The sequence below is a fragment of the Streptosporangium sp. NBC_01469 genome, assembly GCF_036227305.1.
In the GTDB taxonomy this organism is placed as follows: Bacteria; Actinomycetota; Actinomycetes; order Streptosporangiales; family Streptosporangiaceae; genus Streptosporangium.
In genome coordinates this window covers 5,382,218-5,397,913 of sequence record NZ_CP109465.1, presented here as the reverse complement: position 1 = coordinate 5,397,913, position 15,696 = coordinate 5,382,218, and the positions used below count along the sequence as shown (strand labels likewise).

The following is a 15,696-nucleotide window of genomic DNA, read 5'->3' as shown; positions in this document are numbered from 1 at the left end:
CGACGAATGGTCTGGGAATCGATGCTACCGGTGTCGGGAACGCGATTTCTCAGGCGTCGCGGCTTCGGCGGTAGCCCAGGGAGGTCAGCTCGGCCCGGGTGCCGCGGAAGACGTTGCGATCGACGGGCTTGTTCGAGTGCTGGTGGATCGTCCATCTGTTCCACGGCCTCGGCACCTCCGGCCTGCCCCGGGGGTGGTCGGGCGCGGCGATCCACAGCGGGTAGGGCTCCAGCCCGGCGCAGTTGCCGTTCCGCGCGAACGACAGGAACGTGTAGACCACCGGCTTGACCCCGGCCAGCGCGACGATCGCCTGGCACCAGCTGCGGGCGAACCTCGCCACCCTGGGCGCCGGGAGGTGGTCGTTGGTCTCCAGGTCGAGCGCGAGCAGGTCCCCCCTGCGCAGCCCGCCGGCCCGCTGCACGATCCGCAGGAAGTGCACCGCCTGCGCCTCGGGGTCTCCCGCCGGGCGGGCGAAGTGGTAGGCGCCGCAGACGATCCAGCTCTCGCGCATGCCGTTCCAGTTGGTGCCGAACCACTTGTCGGTGAAGGTGCTCCCCTCGCTGGCCTTGGCGAAGGCGAAGGAGACCCCGCCCCTCGCGTACGCGCCCCAGTTGACGGCGCCCTGCCAGTTCGACACGTCGATCCCCTGCAACATGGCGGCCACGCTAACCACCGGACACCCCGGGCACACGCCCGACGCTCCCTCGGCGTACTGCCATTGCGGCCACTTTGGCTAGGCTTGGTCGGCGTGAACGCAGCAGCTCAGATCTCCGGTGCGCACGCGGCCGGCATCGCGACCATTACCTCCGGCGGGACCGTGCTCGACACGTGGTTCCCGTCCCCGCAGCTGGGCGAGCCCTCCTCGCCGGGCACCAGGCGGCTGACCGAACAGGAGGCGGTCGAGGAGCTCGGTTCCGGGGTCGCCGCGCTCCTCGGTCCCGACGAGGACCGCGGCGTGGAGGTGGTCGCGGTACGTACCGGCATCACCAAGCTGTCGGAGGCCCCGGCCGACGCCCACGACGCCTACCTGCGCCTGCACCTGCTGTCGGCGCGTCTCGTCCAGCCGCACGGCCAGAATCTGGACGGGCTGTTCGGCCTGCTCAGCAACGTGGTGTGGACCAACCACGGCCCGTGCGCCGTCGAGGGCTTCGAACAGGTGCGGCTCCGCCTGCGCGCCCGGGGGCAGGTGACCGTCTATGGCGTGGACAAGTTCCCCAGGATGGTCGACTACGTGCTGCCCACCGGCGTCCGGATCGCCGAGGCCGACCGGGTCCGCCTCGGCGCGCACCTGGCGAGCGGCACGACCGTGATGCACGAGGGCTTCGTCAACTTCAACGCCGGGACGCTCGGCACCTCCATGGTCGAGGGCCGCGTCTCGGCGGGCGTCGTCGTGGGCGACGGCTCGGACGTCGGCGGCGGCGCCTCGATCATGGGCACCCTGTCCGGCGGCGGCAAGCAGGTCATCTCCATCGGGCGGCGCTGCCTGCTGGGCGCCAACAGCGGCGTCGGCATCTCCCTGGGCGACGACTGCGTCGTGGAGGCGGGCCTCTACGTCACCGCCGGGACCAAGGTGGCCCTGCCCGAGGGGCGGGTGGTCAAGGCGGCCGAGCTCTCCGGCGCCTCCGGCCTGCTGTTCCGCCGCAACTCCACCTCGGGCGCGGTCGAGGCCGTGCCCCGCCGGGGGACGAGCGTGGAGCTCAACAGCGTCCTGCACGCCAACGACTGATCATCGTTTCATCACCCGGGAGCGTCCCCTGAACCTCCCTGAGCCCCTGTGAGCCCCCGTGAGCGCGGTCCGCACCCGCCTCACGGAGCGCGGGGACGCCCGGGGTTGTCAGGAGCTGTCGGGAGCTGTCGGGATGTTGTCCACAGGCGCCGTCCGGGGTGCCCCCGCGCGACCCGGAGGCCGCGGGGGCCCGTGGATGTTCGTCCGCGGGCCCCTCAGCTGACAGGGTGGCCCACGGGCCCCACCGGCCTCACGGCCCTCATGTCGACGCGGGCGGACCGGCTCCCTCACCGGAACTCGGGAGCGGGGTCTCCGCGCTGGAAGGATTCAGATGACCGGTCAGGGGATGGCGGACGACGACGGGGGCACGGCGGGGGCGGCGGCCCGGTGGGTGACCGGGCTGTTCGCGCCGCAGGTGCTGGTCATCGGGCTGCCCCCGCTCGTCGGGCTGATGGCCGACGGCTGGCCGGGCGCGGCCTGGGGCCTGGTGGCCTCGGCCCTGTGCGGCGGGATCCCGGCCGTGGTGATCCTGGCCGGGGTCCGTTCCGGGCGCCTCGACTCCCACCATCTGGTCGACCGGGCGAGCCGGACGGTTCCGCTGCTGGTGGCGGTCGCGGCGGTGGCCGTCGCGCTGACGCTGCTGATCCTCCTGGGCGCGCCCCGGCTCCTGGTGGCCACGGTGACCGCGATGCTGGCCGCGCTCGCGGTGACGGTCCCGATCACCCTCCGGTGGAAGATCTCCTTCCACGCGGCCGTGTCGGCGGGCACCGTGGTGGTGCTGGCCCACGTGCTGCCCGCCGCGCCCACGCTGGTCGCGGGCGCGCTGGTCGTGGCGACGGTGTGCTGGGCGCGGGTCAGGCTCACCCACCACACGCCCGCCCAGGTCGCCGCGGGGACCGTCACCGGAGCGGGGACGGCCTGGGCGGCCCTGAGCGCCTTCGGCGTCTGAACGGGCGGCCTCCCCCGGAGGGCGGGCGCCCCTCGTGCGGGAGAGCCCTCAGAGAAGGCCCTTGAGGAACTCCCGCGTCCGGGTGCCCGGGGAGTACTCGGCGGCGACGAAATCGGTGACCCCGGCCTTGGCGAGCGCCTCGATCCGCGCCGCCACCTCGTCCTCGTCGCCGACGATCGCCACGTCCGCCGGGCCCTCGGCGCCCTCCCTGTCGAGCACCGCCCGGTACGACGGCAGCCGGCCGTAGATCTCGAACCGCTTGGCGGCCAGCGCCCTGGCCTCCTCGGCGTCGTCGGTGACGCAGACGGGCAGCGCGCACACGATCCTCGGCTCGGGGCGCCCGGCGGCCCGCGCGGCCTCGGTGACGGCGGGCGCCACGTGCTCGGCCACCGTCTTGGCACCGGTCATCCACAGCACCGTGCCGTCGGCCACCTCCCCGGCCAGCCTGAGCATCCTCGGGGCCAGGGCGGCGAGGAGCACGGGCATGTCCCTGGGCCCCGGCGTGTTCAGCCCCAGCCGTCCCGTGAGGGTCTCCCCCTCGAAGGCCGCGTTCTCCCCGCGCACGAGCGGCATCAGGATCGACAGGTACTCGCGCATGTGGCGGGCGGGCCGCTCGAAGCTCATGCCGTACATGCCCTCGATCACGATCTGGTGCGAGAGCCCGATGCCGAGGGCGAGCCGCCCGCCGAGGGCGGCGTTGACGGTGAGCGCCTGCTGGGCGAGGGCCGCCGGGTGGCGCGGGTAGGTCGGGACGACGGCGGTGCCGAGCTCGATCCCCGGCACCTGGCTTCCGACCACAGCGAGCGCGGTCAGAGTGTCGAGGTCGAACGTGTGGGACATCCAGACGGAGGAGAAGCCGTCATCGGCCCCGCGGGCGATGCGCTCCCGCAGGTCGCCGAACGCGTCCGGTTTCTGGGAGCCGCTGAGGAACAGTCCGAATCGCATCGTTACCGAACTCCATTCTAGTAAGTTCCGCCCAGTCTAGATCGATCACGGAGATCACACAGCGGTACGGGCACGCCGAATCGCGGGCGCGCGGAACCCCCGGGAACGCGACGGGAACATGCGAGAACACGAGCGGAACAACGGGACGGGAGCACGGGAGAACACGACGGGCAGGCCCGGGAGCACAGCGGAAAGCCGGGAAGGCTCACGGAAGCTCGGTGAACCGCTCCACCTGGTCGATCTTGCCCGCGATGACGATCACGTCCCCGTACCCCAGCACGGTCCCGGCGTCGGCGTAGGTGAACTCGTCGTGCTGGCCCTTCACGCACACCACGGTCACGCCGTACTTGCGCCGCAGGTTGGACTCGCCCAGGGGCACGCCGACGTACTCGCGGGGCGGGCGGGTCTTGACCACCGCGTAGTCGCCGTCCACCTCCATGTAGTCGAGCATCCGCCCGTTGAGCAGGTGGGCCAGCCGCTCCCCCATGTCGTGCTCGGGAAGGATCACGTGGTGGGCGCCGACCCGCTCCAGGATGCGGCCGTGCTCGCGGCTGATCGCCTTGGCCCAGACGTCCTCGATCTCCAGCTCGACGAGCAGGGAGGTGGTGAGGATGCTGGACTCCAGGTCGGTGCCGATGGCGACCACCGCCCGGTAGAAGTCGGGCACCCCCATCTGCCGCAGCGCCTCGATGTCGGTGGAGTCGGCGACGACGACGTGGGTGAGCTTTCCCGCCAGGCTCTGCACCACCTTGGGGCGGCTGTCGATGGCCAGCACCTCGGTGCCCCTGCGGAACAGCTCGACCGCCAGGGAGCTGCCGAAGCGGCCGAGCCCGACGACCACCACCGGATCGTTCCTTCTGTCAGCCAACGATCGTCCTCTTTCGGGAGTCCGCAGCCACGGGGGGATCCGCCAACGCGAGAAGCCCGGAGGCGGACGACAGCCTCCAGGCTTCTACCTGCGTCTCACTGCGCGAGCCATCAGGCCCGAATTCGCCTGATTCTACCTCAGGGGAACTCCAGAAGGGCTTCCTCTTCGCCCTCGGATTCCCGGCCGGATCCCGCGAGGGTGTCGAGGACCTGCTGGCCGTACTTGGCCAGCTTGTTCTCCCCCACCCCGCTGACCGTGCCCAGCTCGGCCAGGGACGAGGGGGCCCTGGTGGCGATCTCGCGCAGGGTCGCGTCGTGGAAGATCACGTACGCGGGCACGCCCTGCTCCTTCGCGGTGGCCCCGCGCCAGGCGCGGAGCAGCTCGAACACCGGCATCGCCTCCTCCGGCATCTCGACGGGCTCGGCCCGGCGTGAGGTGGAGGACTTGGGAGTCTTGGCGGCCCGCGGCGCCTTCTCCGGCTCGCGCCGCAGCGGAACCTGGCGTTTGCGGCCCAGCACCTCCGCGCTCGCCTCGGTCAGCACCAGCGTGCCGTAGTCGCCCTCGACGGCGAGCAGCCCCTGCGCCAGCAGCTGGCGCACCACGCCGCGCCACTCGGCCTCGCCCAGCTCCGTGCCGATGCCGAACACCGTCAGGCCGTCGTGGTCGTGCTGGATGACCTTGGCCGTCTTCTTCCCGAGGAGGATGTCGATGATCTGGCCGGCGCCGAACTTCTGGCGGCGCTCGCGCATGAGCCGGAACACGGTCGACAGGACCTTCTGCGCGGCGACCGTGCCGTCCCACGACTCCGGCGGCGACAGGCAGGTGTCGCAGTTGCCGCAGGCGGTGCCCTCCTGGCCGAAGTAGGCGAGCAGCCGCGTGCGGCGGCACTCGACCGCCTCGCACAGGGCCAGCATGGCGTCCAGATGGGCGGCCAGGCGGCGGCGGTGGGCGTCGTCGCCCTCGGAGCTGTCGATCATCTTGCGCTGCTGTACGACGTCCTGGAGACCATAGGCGAGCCACGCGGTGGAGGGCAGGCCGTCGCGCCCGGCCCTGCCGGTCTCCTGGTAGTAGCCCTCGACGGACTTGGGCAGGTCGAGGTGGGCGACGAAGCGCACGTCGGGCTTGTCGATGCCCATGCCGAACGCGATGGTGGCGACCATGACGAGGCCGTCCTCGCGCAGGAAGCGCGCCTGGTTGGCGGCGCGGACGCGGGCGTCGAGCCCCGCGTGGTAGGGCAGCGCCTCGATGCCGTTCTGCACCAGGAACTCGGCGATCTTCTCGACCGAGTTGCGCGACAGGCAGTAGACGATGCCCGCGTCCCCGGCGTGCTCGGTGCGCAGCAGCTCCAGCAACTGCCGCTTGGGCTCGTTCTTGGGAGCGATGCGGTACTGGATGTTGGGGCGGTCGAAGCTCGCCACGAAGTGGCGGGCCCCCTCCAGGTTCAGGCGGGAGGCGATCTCGGCGTGGGTGGCCTCGGTGGCCGTCGCGGTCAGCGCGATGCGCGGCACGTCGGGCCAGCGCTCGTGCAGCGCGGACAGGGCGAGGTAGTCGGGCCGGAAGTCGTGCCCCCACTGGGCCACGCAGTGCGCCTCGTCGATCGCGAACAGCGAGATCACCCCGCTGTCGAGCAGCCGCAGCGTCGCGTCGACCCGCAGGCGCTCCGGCGCCAGGTAGAGCAGGTCCAGCTCGCCGGAGAGGAAGGCCGACTCGACCCGGCGGCGCTCCTCGAAGTCCTGGGTGGAGTTGAGGAACCCGGCCCGTACGCCGAGCGCGGTCAGGGCGTCGACCTGGTCCTGCATGAGCGCGATGAGCGGCGAGATCACCACCCCGGTGCCCTTCCGCACCAGGGCGGGGATCTGGTAGCACAGCGACTTGCCGCCACCGGTCGGCATGAGCACGAGGGCGTCGCCACCGGAGACGACATGCTCGATGATCTCCTGCTGGCCCGCCCGGAACGAGTCGTAGCCGAAGACGCGCTGCAGGACCCGCGACGCGTCGCTCACCTCGGGGCCGTTCTCGGGGGAAGCCATCGGGACATTGTACGAGGATCTTCCCGCTGGTCGGCGGCGAACGGGCCGGAAGCGCCGGGGCCGTACGGGGCGGAGTGTGACGGTACGACAGAGATGGGACAGGGAAAGGTGCCGCCGGGAGGGTCGGACCTCCCGGCGGCACCGGCACTGCTTTCCCGCGGTCCCCCTACAGCAGGGTCACGGGTTGACGTTGATCGTGAAGGTCGACGTCGTGTTCCTGATGTTCTGGAAGTTGTTGCTCAACTGGAGGTTGTTGAACGTGGCCGAGCCGACCGCCGGGCCCTGACCGGGCTCGGGCATCTCGTTGGCCCAGATCGCCCAGCCGGACTTGGCGTCGAAGGCGTCCCCGCTCTTCTGGGCACCGGTGATCGAGACGTTCGTGAAGATCGTGTCGGTCACCGGGTTCTGCGGCTGGCCTCCGGAGTAGTTGGTCTGGAACATGATGCCGCCGTAGGTCGGGTCCACGATGTCCACGTTGTTGACGCGGATGCCCTGGAAGACCTTGGAGGCGGAGAAGACCCAGATCGCCGGGAAGACCTGCGATCCCCAGAAATGACCGCCGGCGCGGACGATCGAGATGTTCTCGAACCTGGTGGGCGGGCTGGCGCCGAAGCCGTTCATCGGGTAACCGAAGTCCAGCGAGCTGATCGTGATGCCGGAGTAGACCAGCGTGTCGGCGATGTAGATGTTCCTGAAGACGTTGTCGTACCCGCCGTAGACCGCGACGCCCGCGGCCCGCCAGGTCAGGATGGACGTCAGGTTCTCGTAGACGTTGCCGCGCATGTCGGCGCCGCCGGCGTCGATGGCCGAGAACAGCGCGAAGCTGTCGTCACCGGTGGCACGGGCCTCGTTGTTGCTGACGAGGTTGTCCGTGCTGCCGTTGGTCATGTTGATGCCGTCGGCGAACATGTTGCGGATGCGGGAGTTCTTGATCGTCACACGGTCGGTGTTGGCGCCCCAGTAGAGGCAGACCATGTGCTCGTTCCAGATGTTGTCGATCACGATGTCGCTGACGTTCGAGAAGTCGAACACCTTGCCGGGACCGTCGATGCGCGAGGTGTAGTTGCCGAAGTAGGCGAAGTTCGCGAAGGACGAGCCCCTCGCGGTGCCCTCGGCGCGGAAGCCGACGTCGGTGTTGTCCTGCGTGTCGGGCGCGCGGAACTGGGTGTACCAGGGGCCCGCGCCGACCACCTTGACGGCCTTGCCGTAGACCTGGAACTTGCTGGAGGTCTGGTAGGTGCCCGCCGGCAGGTAGACGCCGACCAGGTTGCCGGTGGTGTCCATCCGCACCCGGTCCAGGGCGTTCTGCACGTCCTGGTGGGTGAAGCCGGTGGGGGTCGTGTACTTGGCGGGGTCGGGGTTCGCGATCGGCGAGACCTGCTCGGTGTTGATGAAGTCGATCGCGTACGTCGTGGTGTTGGCGGGGTCCTTCTGCAGCCTGATCTTGCTGCCGGCCGGGACGGTGGTCCCGAGCATGACGTTGGCCTCGTCGTAGATGTGACGCGGGCCGCCGGAGCCGGGCGAGTTGTTGGGACCGGCCTCGGGGCCGTACAGCCAGGCGTACCTGGACGTCAGGTTGATGGGCTTGAGGAAGGTGCCGTCGACGTAGACGTTCAGCGTCGAGTTGATGCCGCCGCCGCCCGCGGAGTCGGGGATGGAGAAGCGGGTGACCAGGGTGTTCGTGCTGGCCTTGGTGGTGAACTCGACGTAGCTGCCCGTGCTGTTCAGCGTCACGGCCCTGCGGCCGGACGCCTCACCCGCCACGTGGCCGATCTCGCGGTTGGGGCCGACCACGGCCGCCCCGCCGCCGACGACGGCGTCCTCGGCCTCGTACATGTCGTACGGCATGTTGGCGCCGCGGCCGACGAAGAACGGCTGGGTGGAGGTGTTGTTGGCCCGCTTGACCGGCAGCTCGTTGGCGTCGTCGGCGAGGACCGTCCTGACGGTGAACTTGCCGTTGGCCGCCGTCCAGGTGCCCAGGTTCACCGGGCTGGTGGTGGCGCCCGGCGCGATCACGCCGGTGTGGGAGCCGGTCAGGGTACGGACGACGGTGCCCGCCTCGTTGAGGACGTTCAGCGTGATGCCGTGGGCGCCGCTCGCGGAGGCCACGGTGCCCTGGTTCTTGATCGCCACGGAGAAGGTGACGACGGCGCCGTTGGACGGGTTGCTGGGGGTCCAGCTGGTCGTGGCGACCAGGTCGGAGGTGTCGACCGGCCTGATCACGAGCGGGGCGGAGGCCGCGAAGGTGTTGTTCGACTCGTTCTGCTCGATGACGCCGTTGTCCTCGTCGACCTTGGCGCTCAGCGTGTAGCTGCCCGCGTCACGGGGACCGGCGTTGGCGGTCACCGTGGCGGACGCTCCGGCGGCCAGCGCGCCGACCGAGGCGGTGCCGACCTTGGTGGTGCCCAGGTAGAAGTTGACGTTCGTCGCGCCGGAGGCCGCCGTGCCGGCGTTGCGCACCGTGGCCGAGAGCGTGACGGAGTCGGTCTCGATGGGGGACGCGGGGGACGCGGTCAGACCGGTGATCGTCAGGTCCGGGTTCGGTGCCGGGGTGCCGATGATCTGGAACTCGGCGACCTGACCGGCGGGGGCGCCGGTGTTCGAGGTGAACCTGAGCTGGACGTCGGCGTAGGCGCCGCTGACCGGGATCGTCACCGTGTTGCCCGAGGCGGGGTTGAAGGTGTGGTTGGCCGCCGCCGCCAGGCTGGTGAAGGTGGTCGAGCTCTGCCCGCGCCCGAGGACCTGGATGTTCTGCGTGCGTGTTCCCCAGGCGCTGTCGGGGTTCAGCTTCACCACGACCGAGCTGAGGGTGGCGTTAGCCCCGAGGGCGACGGTCAGCGTGTTGGGGTAGCTGCCGCCGTTGCCCTCCCAGTAGGTCGCCGTGTTGTTGTCGTTGGCGTTGGCCGCCACGAAGGTGAAGACCGAGGAGGAGGCGGTGATCGCCTTGCCGATGGCCAGGTTCGACCCGGGCGGGGTGGTGCCGTTGCGGGTGACGGTGTTGCTGTTGCCCGACTGGTTGCCCGCGGCGTCCTTGGCCTTGACGTAGTAGGACACCGTCGCGGTGGCCGGCTGGGTGTCGGTGTAGGTCAGGACGTTGCCCGCCACGCTGCCGCGCAGGACGTTGTCGGCGTAGACGTCGTAACCGGTCACGCCGACGGTGTCGGTCGAGGCGTTCCAGGTCAGCCTGATCTGGCCCGAGCCCGGCTCGGTGTAGGCCAGGTTCGACGGCGTGCTCGGCGGCGTGGTGTCGCCGCCGCCGCTGACGGGGCCGTACACCTCGAACTCGGAGATCTGCGCGGCCGGCCAGCCCGTGTTGGCGGTGATGTTCAGCCGCAGGTAGCGGGCGGTGGTCGCGGCGAAGTTGATCGTCACCGTGTTGCCGGTCGCCGGATTGAAGGTGTAGCCGGCGGAGCCCACGATGGTGTTGGTGGGCGAAGTCGTGCCCGCGAGCACCGACAGGGTCTGTGTCCTGGTGTTCCAGGCCGCCGCGGGCGGCAGCTTCAGAACGACCTGGTCGACGCTGGTCGCGGCTCCGAGGTCCACCTGGACCCACTGCGGGAAGCTGTTGTTGTTGCTCTCCCAGTAGGTGGTGGCGTTGCCGTCGGTGGCGTTGCCCGCGGCGTAGGGGGCGCCGCCGCTGCTGGCCGAGACCGGCTTGCCCACCGCCAGGTTGGGGCCGGCCATCGCCGAGGCCGGTGCGACGACCGCCCCGGCCAGGGCGAGCAGGCTGGTCGCGGCCATCGCCGCCATCAGCCGTAACGCCAGGTACTGCTTTCTCATTGCGTTCCTCTATCTCTCGTCTGGAACGACAGGGTCGGGAGGGAGGCCGTGGCCTCCGCCTCGCGACGCGCTCGGCGCCCGGGGCGCCTCGCTCACGGGGGTGCGGATTCCGAAGTCCTCTTTCCGGAGTGCTTCGAGTCCTCTTCGAGTGCCTGGAATCCGGCGGGCGGGCCGGCCGTGTGGTCTGTGCGGGCCGATCCGCGAGCCTTGCCTCGTTCGTCGCTGGGGGGTGCTGGTCGCCGTGTGCGCCGGCGGTGTCTCTTGTGGAGGCGGCCGGCGGGACGAGCGATGTGCGAACGTCGGGTCTTCGGGGGGTCCGGGGCGGGAGGGCGTCCGGGACCGCGGGCCCCTGACCGGCCGCGACGGCGGCGCGGGACGCTCTGACGGGCGTGGGCCTCGGTGGCTGCACCGGCCGGTTACCGGCTGGCTGCCGGTCAGCGTCGGCGTGGGGGACGAGCGGGGGGCGATGAGTGTCGCAACCGGGGCCGCCAGGGCGGCGACCGACCGCGCAATGCCGAGAACGACATCACCTGGGGCCTCTCCGGAGGGGTGGGGCGGGTGTGCAGGCGCAGCACATCACTGCCAGAAGTTGCGGAGAACAGAGAGAATTTAACAGGACTTTGCAATATTTTTGCATCGCGATGGCCAAATGTTACATACGTGCTACGGCCGAGTCAACGGGTCGAGAAAGGTGGCTTGCTTTGACCCGCGGCCCCAAGTGCGATCCGGCCGATTCGCCTGCTGCGGCGGCCTTCGGGCCGCCGCCCGGACCGGTGCGTGAGGACGTTCCCCACCCCTCCCGGGAGCGTCGCGCGGGGCGGGACGAGGAGGGGGTCCGGTGCCGGACGGGGCGCGGCGAAACGTCCCGGAAACACGCCCGGACCACACGGCTTGCATGGCGGGAGCGGGGAAACGGGCTCCGCGGGCCCGCGCCGGCACAGCCCGCGATGCGACCGCCGGGGCCTCCGGAGGACATCCCCGGGGACGCGCACCTCAGGGCCGCACACCCGGACATCAATAAAAAATGCGGCTTTGGACTATTTAGCCTGAAATATGTGGCTTAAGGGATAGCTGCTTGAAACGCAGTGGCGCGTCACCGCTCGAACAGGCGCAGCCGGTGTGCCGTGGCCGCCGCCTCACCGCGCGAGGCGGCGCCCAGCTTGGCGAGGATGTTGGAGACGTGCACGCTGACGGTCTTCGCCGAGATGAACAGCTCACCGGCTATCTCGCGGTTGCTGCGGCCGGCCGCCACCAGGCCCAGCACCTCGTGCTCGCGCGCGGTGAGCCCGAACCCCGCCTCCCCAGGGACCGGTTCCGCGGAAACGGGCTCGCCCGGGAGCGTGATCCGGGCCCGCCTGGCGAGGGAGCCGATCTCGGCGGCCAGCGGCGAGGCCCCGAGGCGGGCGGCGAGCTCCGCAGCCCGGGGCAGTCCCAGGGCGGCCTCGTCGCGCTCCCCCGCCGCGACGGCGGCCCGTGCCACGCCGAGCAGGGCGCGGGCCTCGGCGTAGGGCTGGCGGAGCGCGGCCCAGGCGGCGACGGCCGCCCTCCACGCCTCCCGGTCGGGCGCTCCTTCCGCCTGGGCGGCCTCGGCCTCGAAGGTGAGGCTGTGCGCCCGCTGGAGCTCCCCCTCCACGCCAAGCTTCTCCGCCACGGCGCGCAGCCGGGACAGCACCGGCGAGGAGGACGGCGAGGGCGAGGGCGACGGCGGGGACGAGAGTGACGAGGACAGCGGGGACAGCGGGGACGGCGAGGACACCGCCACCGGCAGGCAGGCGCGGAGGAGTGGCCACACGTAGCGGGGAGTGGTCTCCAGGTCGTGCTCGTCCAGGGTCCGCCCGACGAGCGCGGACGCCTCGTCGTCCCGGCCGCGCGCCACCAGCAGCTCGATCTCCCTGCGCAGCTGGGGCAGGACCGTCTGGTCCCTGTGGGTGCCCGGGGCGAGCGCGGCCCGGGAGGCCTGGAAGAGCGACCCGGCCCGGTCGAGGTCGCCGCGTGCCAGCGCGATGTCGGTGACCAGCCCCTGCAGGCTCGCGCGGTAGGGCGGCGGCGGGGTGACCTCCAGGGCGTGCTCGACCACCTCGGACGCCTCGTCCCAGCGGCCCAGCGAGACCAGGGGCTCGGCGAGGTTGATCGCCAGGAAGGCCCCGGACGTGCGGGCCAGGCCGTAGACCTCGGCGTCGGCGACGCCTCGGCGGGCGACCTCCGCGGCCTGCTCGTGCCGTCCGGCCCCCTCCAGGGCGTCGGACTCGAAGATGACCGCCCGCATCAGCGCGTGGTAGGTGCCGGCCCGGCCCGCGATCTCCCGCGCCCGCGCGAACGCGGCGAGCCGGTCCTCCGTCTGGGAGTAACGGCAGCTCGCCCAGGTGAGCGTGACGAGCGCGTGGGCCTCGGCGTCGGCGTCGCCCACCTCCTGGGCGATGCGCATCGCCTCCTCGGCCGTCGCCTCCTTCTCCGCCCGGTCGCGGGGGTGGCCGAGCACGCGCGCCAGGTTCTCCAGGACCTGGGCGCGCAGGGAGGTCGGCGGCTCGGCGGGAACGAGCGCGGCGGCGGCGCGGAGATCCTCCACGAACCCGGCCCTGCCGAGGTCGTACCTGACGAGCCCGCGCTGCCGCAGCAGCCGGGCCGCGCGGATCGGGTCGGTCGCGGTGTCGATCTCCCGCAGGGCCGCCCTGGCGAGGGAGATGCCCCGCTCGAACTCCCCCGCCAGGTGTGCCACGGTGACGGCCTGCCGGAGCACGTCGACGTGGTCGGCCGCGATCCGCTCCGCGGCGTCGGGCACCGCCTCCCACAGCTCGAGCACCCTGGTCAGCATCCGCAGCTGCTCGTCGTAGGCCGCCGTCTTCCTGGCGGCGGCGGCCGCGTGCCACGCGCTGATCAGCGCCCAGAGGGAGTTGTGCGCGGCGTGCCAGTGGTGGGCGAGCTCGATGGCGCCCCGAGGGGCGGGCAGGATGCCGGGATTGACCTCCAGGGCCTCGGCGAAACGGGTGTGCAGGCGGGTGCGCTCGCCGGGCAGCAGGTCGTCGTGGACGGCCTCGCGGATGAGGGCGTGCCTGAAGGCGTACGTCTCGCCGTCGACCACGAGCACGTTGCCCGCCACCGCCGGGCGCAGCAGCCGGGAGAGCTCGCCCTCGTCGGCCCCGGCGACGGCCGAGAGCATCGCGTGCTCGATCCTCGCCCCGCCGGCGGCGGCCAGCCGCATCAGCTCCTGGGTCTCCTCCGGCAGGCGCTCGACGCTGGCCAGCAGCAGGTCGCGCAGCGAGTCGGGCAGCGTCTCGCCCTCGCCGCCGCTGAGCAGCGCCTCGACGAACAGCGGGTTTCCCTCGCTGCGCGCGTAGACCAGGTCGAGGTCGGCGACCGGCCCGCCGTCGAGGATGCTCGCGGCCTGCTGGTCCACCTCCCGGCGGCTCAGCCTGCGCAGGTCGAGCCGGGTGACCCAGTCGACCCGGCTCAGCTCGGCCAGCAGCGGGCGCAGGGGGTGCGTGCGGTGGAGCTCGTCGGCCCGGTAGGTGACCAGGGTCAGCAGGCGGGCGTCGGTGCGCTGGTAGCGGACGAGGAACGACAGCAGGTCGCGGGTGGAGCGGTCGGCCCAGTGGGCGTCCTCGATGACCAGGACCGTCGGCCGGGTCTCGGCGAGCCGCTCCAGCAGGCCCAGGACCTGCTCGAAGAGCCGGGCGCGCGCCTCGGCGCCCTCCCGCTCCGGCTCGCCGAACTCCGGTAGCAGCCGGGCCAGCCCCCGCGTGGACCCGCCGGGCAGCAGCGCGGCGACCCCGTCGTGCCCGAGGTCGCGGGCGAGCCCGCGCAGCACCGCGGTGAAGGGGGCGAAGGGAAGGCCTTCGGTGCCCAGCTCCAGGCACCCGCCGATGAGCACCGTGGCGTCGGCCCGGGTGGCGAACTCACGGATGAGCCTGGTCTTGCCGACACCGGCCTCGCCCCCGACGAACACGGTCGAGGCCGCCCCCGAGCGCGCCCTGGCGAGGGCGCCCTCCAGGATGGCGAGCTCGTCCGCGCGGCCGACGAACAGGGGGCTTACCGTGTGGGCTCTCACGTCCCCAGGATGCCACCGGTCACCGACAGAACCCCCGTGGCGGAGACAAGGACCCTCATCCGGGCGTCATTTCACCCTGACTTCAAGGTCCTCGGCGAACTTCGCCCAGGCCGCGGCGAACTCCTTGGCCACCTGGCAGACGAGGTCGACACAGTGCTCGGGAACCGCGTCGATAAGCTGCTCCCGGCTCGGCGTGAGGCAGGCGCTCGCGCCGAGCATCCGGAGGAGGAGTCGGCCACGCTCCCTGGACCGGATAGATGGATCTTTGATCAGGATGCTCAGCGCCGTTGTCTGGCTGCGGCCGTGCTTCGACCCCGGGCGAGGCCCGGTCGCGATACCCGGAAGCGGGACACTCGAAGCATCCGTCTGGTTCTGAGTGGTTGGCACGGGTGGCGCGGCGGCGGACCGCAGCGAGTTCGGCAAGGGGTCCTCTCCTCGCCTCAGACGCTCACGGACGTCCCGTACCGTGCTCGGCGAGATCCCGGACTGCTGTGCGATCTGACGGAGCGAGGCCTGCGGCTCTTCCGCGATCAGTTCGGCCGCGCGTATCCGCCCGGCGGAACTGTCCAGCGGACGGACCCGTCCGTCGCGCCCCAGCCGTGCCTCGATCCGGGCGCCTTGGGGAAATGCCGTACGACGGATGTCGCTCACCGTCCGGGCGGACAATCCGGCGACTCCCGCGATCGCCCTGTCGGACCAGGAGGGGTGCGACCGCACGATCCGGTCGGCGGCCGCGGCGCGGTCGGCGGCCGACAGCGGCAGGCCGTGAGCGACGTTCTCCTTGACCGCGACCACGAAGGCATCACGCTCGTCGCCGTCGAAGAACCGCACGCGCATGCTCTCGTCACCGCGCAACACCGCTGCCCGCAGCCGGTGCATCCCGTCCACGACCCGCATGGTGGTCCGGTGCACGATCACCGGTGGCAGTACGGCCTCCAGCCTGGAGAGCAGACGTACGTGCTCCAGGTTCTCCCCCGCGCTCCGCGGCGTGTCCGCCGAGCGCAGCGAGCGGACGGGCACCGTCTCGATTCCCGAGAGCCTGGAGTGGTAGTCCTCCCCCAGCGCTTCTTCCCGGGTCCGGTTCACACGCGACGAGGCCGTTTCCACGGTCTGGTTAACCAATGTATTTTCCCATCCGACGAAGCCTTTTCGCTTCCCATTGCCGCACCGGGCCGACCAACGTTCCCTCCTGGACCTCACCGGCCCGCCCTCTCCGTCCCGTAGGGGATGTACGCGCAGGCCGGCGATTCGCTTCGGATCCGGGACGGTACGCGGCGGGGCCGCCAGGATCAGGGCTCGATGGGCTCGATGGGCTCGGTGCCGGTCGTGGAACCGCGCGTACTCGCGCGGGGC

Annotated in this window: 9 protein-coding genes; 2 read left to right on the top strand and 7 right to left on the bottom strand. The window is 71.4% G+C overall.

What is annotated here, in order from left to right; translation table 11 throughout:
- Positions 1-49: 49 nt before the first annotated feature.
- Positions 50-655, bottom strand: a complete 606-nt coding sequence (locus OG587_RS23680; protein ID WP_329078874.1) for a glycoside hydrolase family 25 protein — start codon at positions 653-655, stop codon at positions 50-52.
- A 93-nt stretch (positions 656-748) separates the two neighbouring features.
- Here OG587_RS23680 and dapD point away from each other — a divergent pair, with 93 nt between their 5' ends.
- Together dapD and OG587_RS23670 are read left to right on the top strand one after the other, a co-directional pair.
- Positions 749-1,726, top strand: a complete 978-nt coding sequence (gene dapD, locus OG587_RS23675; RefSeq protein ID WP_329078872.1) for a 2,3,4,5-tetrahydropyridine-2,6-dicarboxylate N-succinyltransferase — start codon at positions 749-751, stop codon at positions 1,724-1,726.
- 331 nt (positions 1,727-2,057) lie between these two features.
- Complete coding sequence (locus OG587_RS23670) at positions 2,058-2,675, top strand: hypothetical protein (RefSeq protein ID WP_329078871.1); 618 nt, start codon at positions 2,058-2,060, stop codon at positions 2,673-2,675.
- Positions 2,676-2,723: 48 nt separating this feature from the next.
- On the opposite strand, the gene OG587_RS23665 is transcribed toward OG587_RS23670, so the two are convergent.
- The 6 genes from OG587_RS23665 to OG587_RS23640 all read right to left on the bottom strand — a co-directional run bounded on the left by OG587_RS23665 (position 2,724) and on the right by OG587_RS23640 (position 15,429).
- Complete coding sequence (locus OG587_RS23665) at positions 2,724-3,620, bottom strand: LLM class F420-dependent oxidoreductase (RefSeq protein WP_329078869.1); 897 nt, start codon at positions 3,618-3,620, stop codon at positions 2,724-2,726.
- Positions 3,621-3,825: 205 nt separating this feature from the next.
- Positions 3,826-4,488, bottom strand: coding sequence for a potassium channel family protein (locus OG587_RS23660; protein ID WP_329078866.1), 663 nt, complete (start codon positions 4,486-4,488; stop codon positions 3,826-3,828).
- Between the two features lie 137 nt (positions 4,489-4,625).
- Complete coding sequence (gene recQ / locus OG587_RS23655) at positions 4,626-6,518, bottom strand: DNA helicase RecQ (RefSeq protein ID WP_329078864.1); 1,893 nt, start codon at positions 6,516-6,518, stop codon at positions 4,626-4,628.
- A 177-nt stretch (positions 6,519-6,695) separates the two neighbouring features.
- Entirely contained in the window at positions 6,696-10,298 is a 3,603-nt protein-coding gene (locus tag OG587_RS23650) for a galactose-binding domain-containing protein (RefSeq protein WP_329078861.1), read from the bottom strand.
- A 1,093-nt stretch (positions 10,299-11,391) separates the two neighbouring features.
- Complete coding sequence (locus OG587_RS23645; protein ID WP_329078859.1) at positions 11,392-14,343, bottom strand: helix-turn-helix transcriptional regulator; 2,952 nt, start codon at positions 14,341-14,343, stop codon at positions 11,392-11,394.
- Positions 14,344-14,409: 66 nt separating this feature from the next.
- Positions 14,410-15,429 (bottom strand): ParB/RepB/Spo0J family partition protein, encoded by a 1,020-nt coding sequence (locus tag OG587_RS23640; RefSeq protein WP_329078857.1) that lies wholly within the window; start codon positions 15,427-15,429, stop codon positions 14,410-14,412.
- Positions 15,430-15,696: the final 267 nt, after the last annotated feature.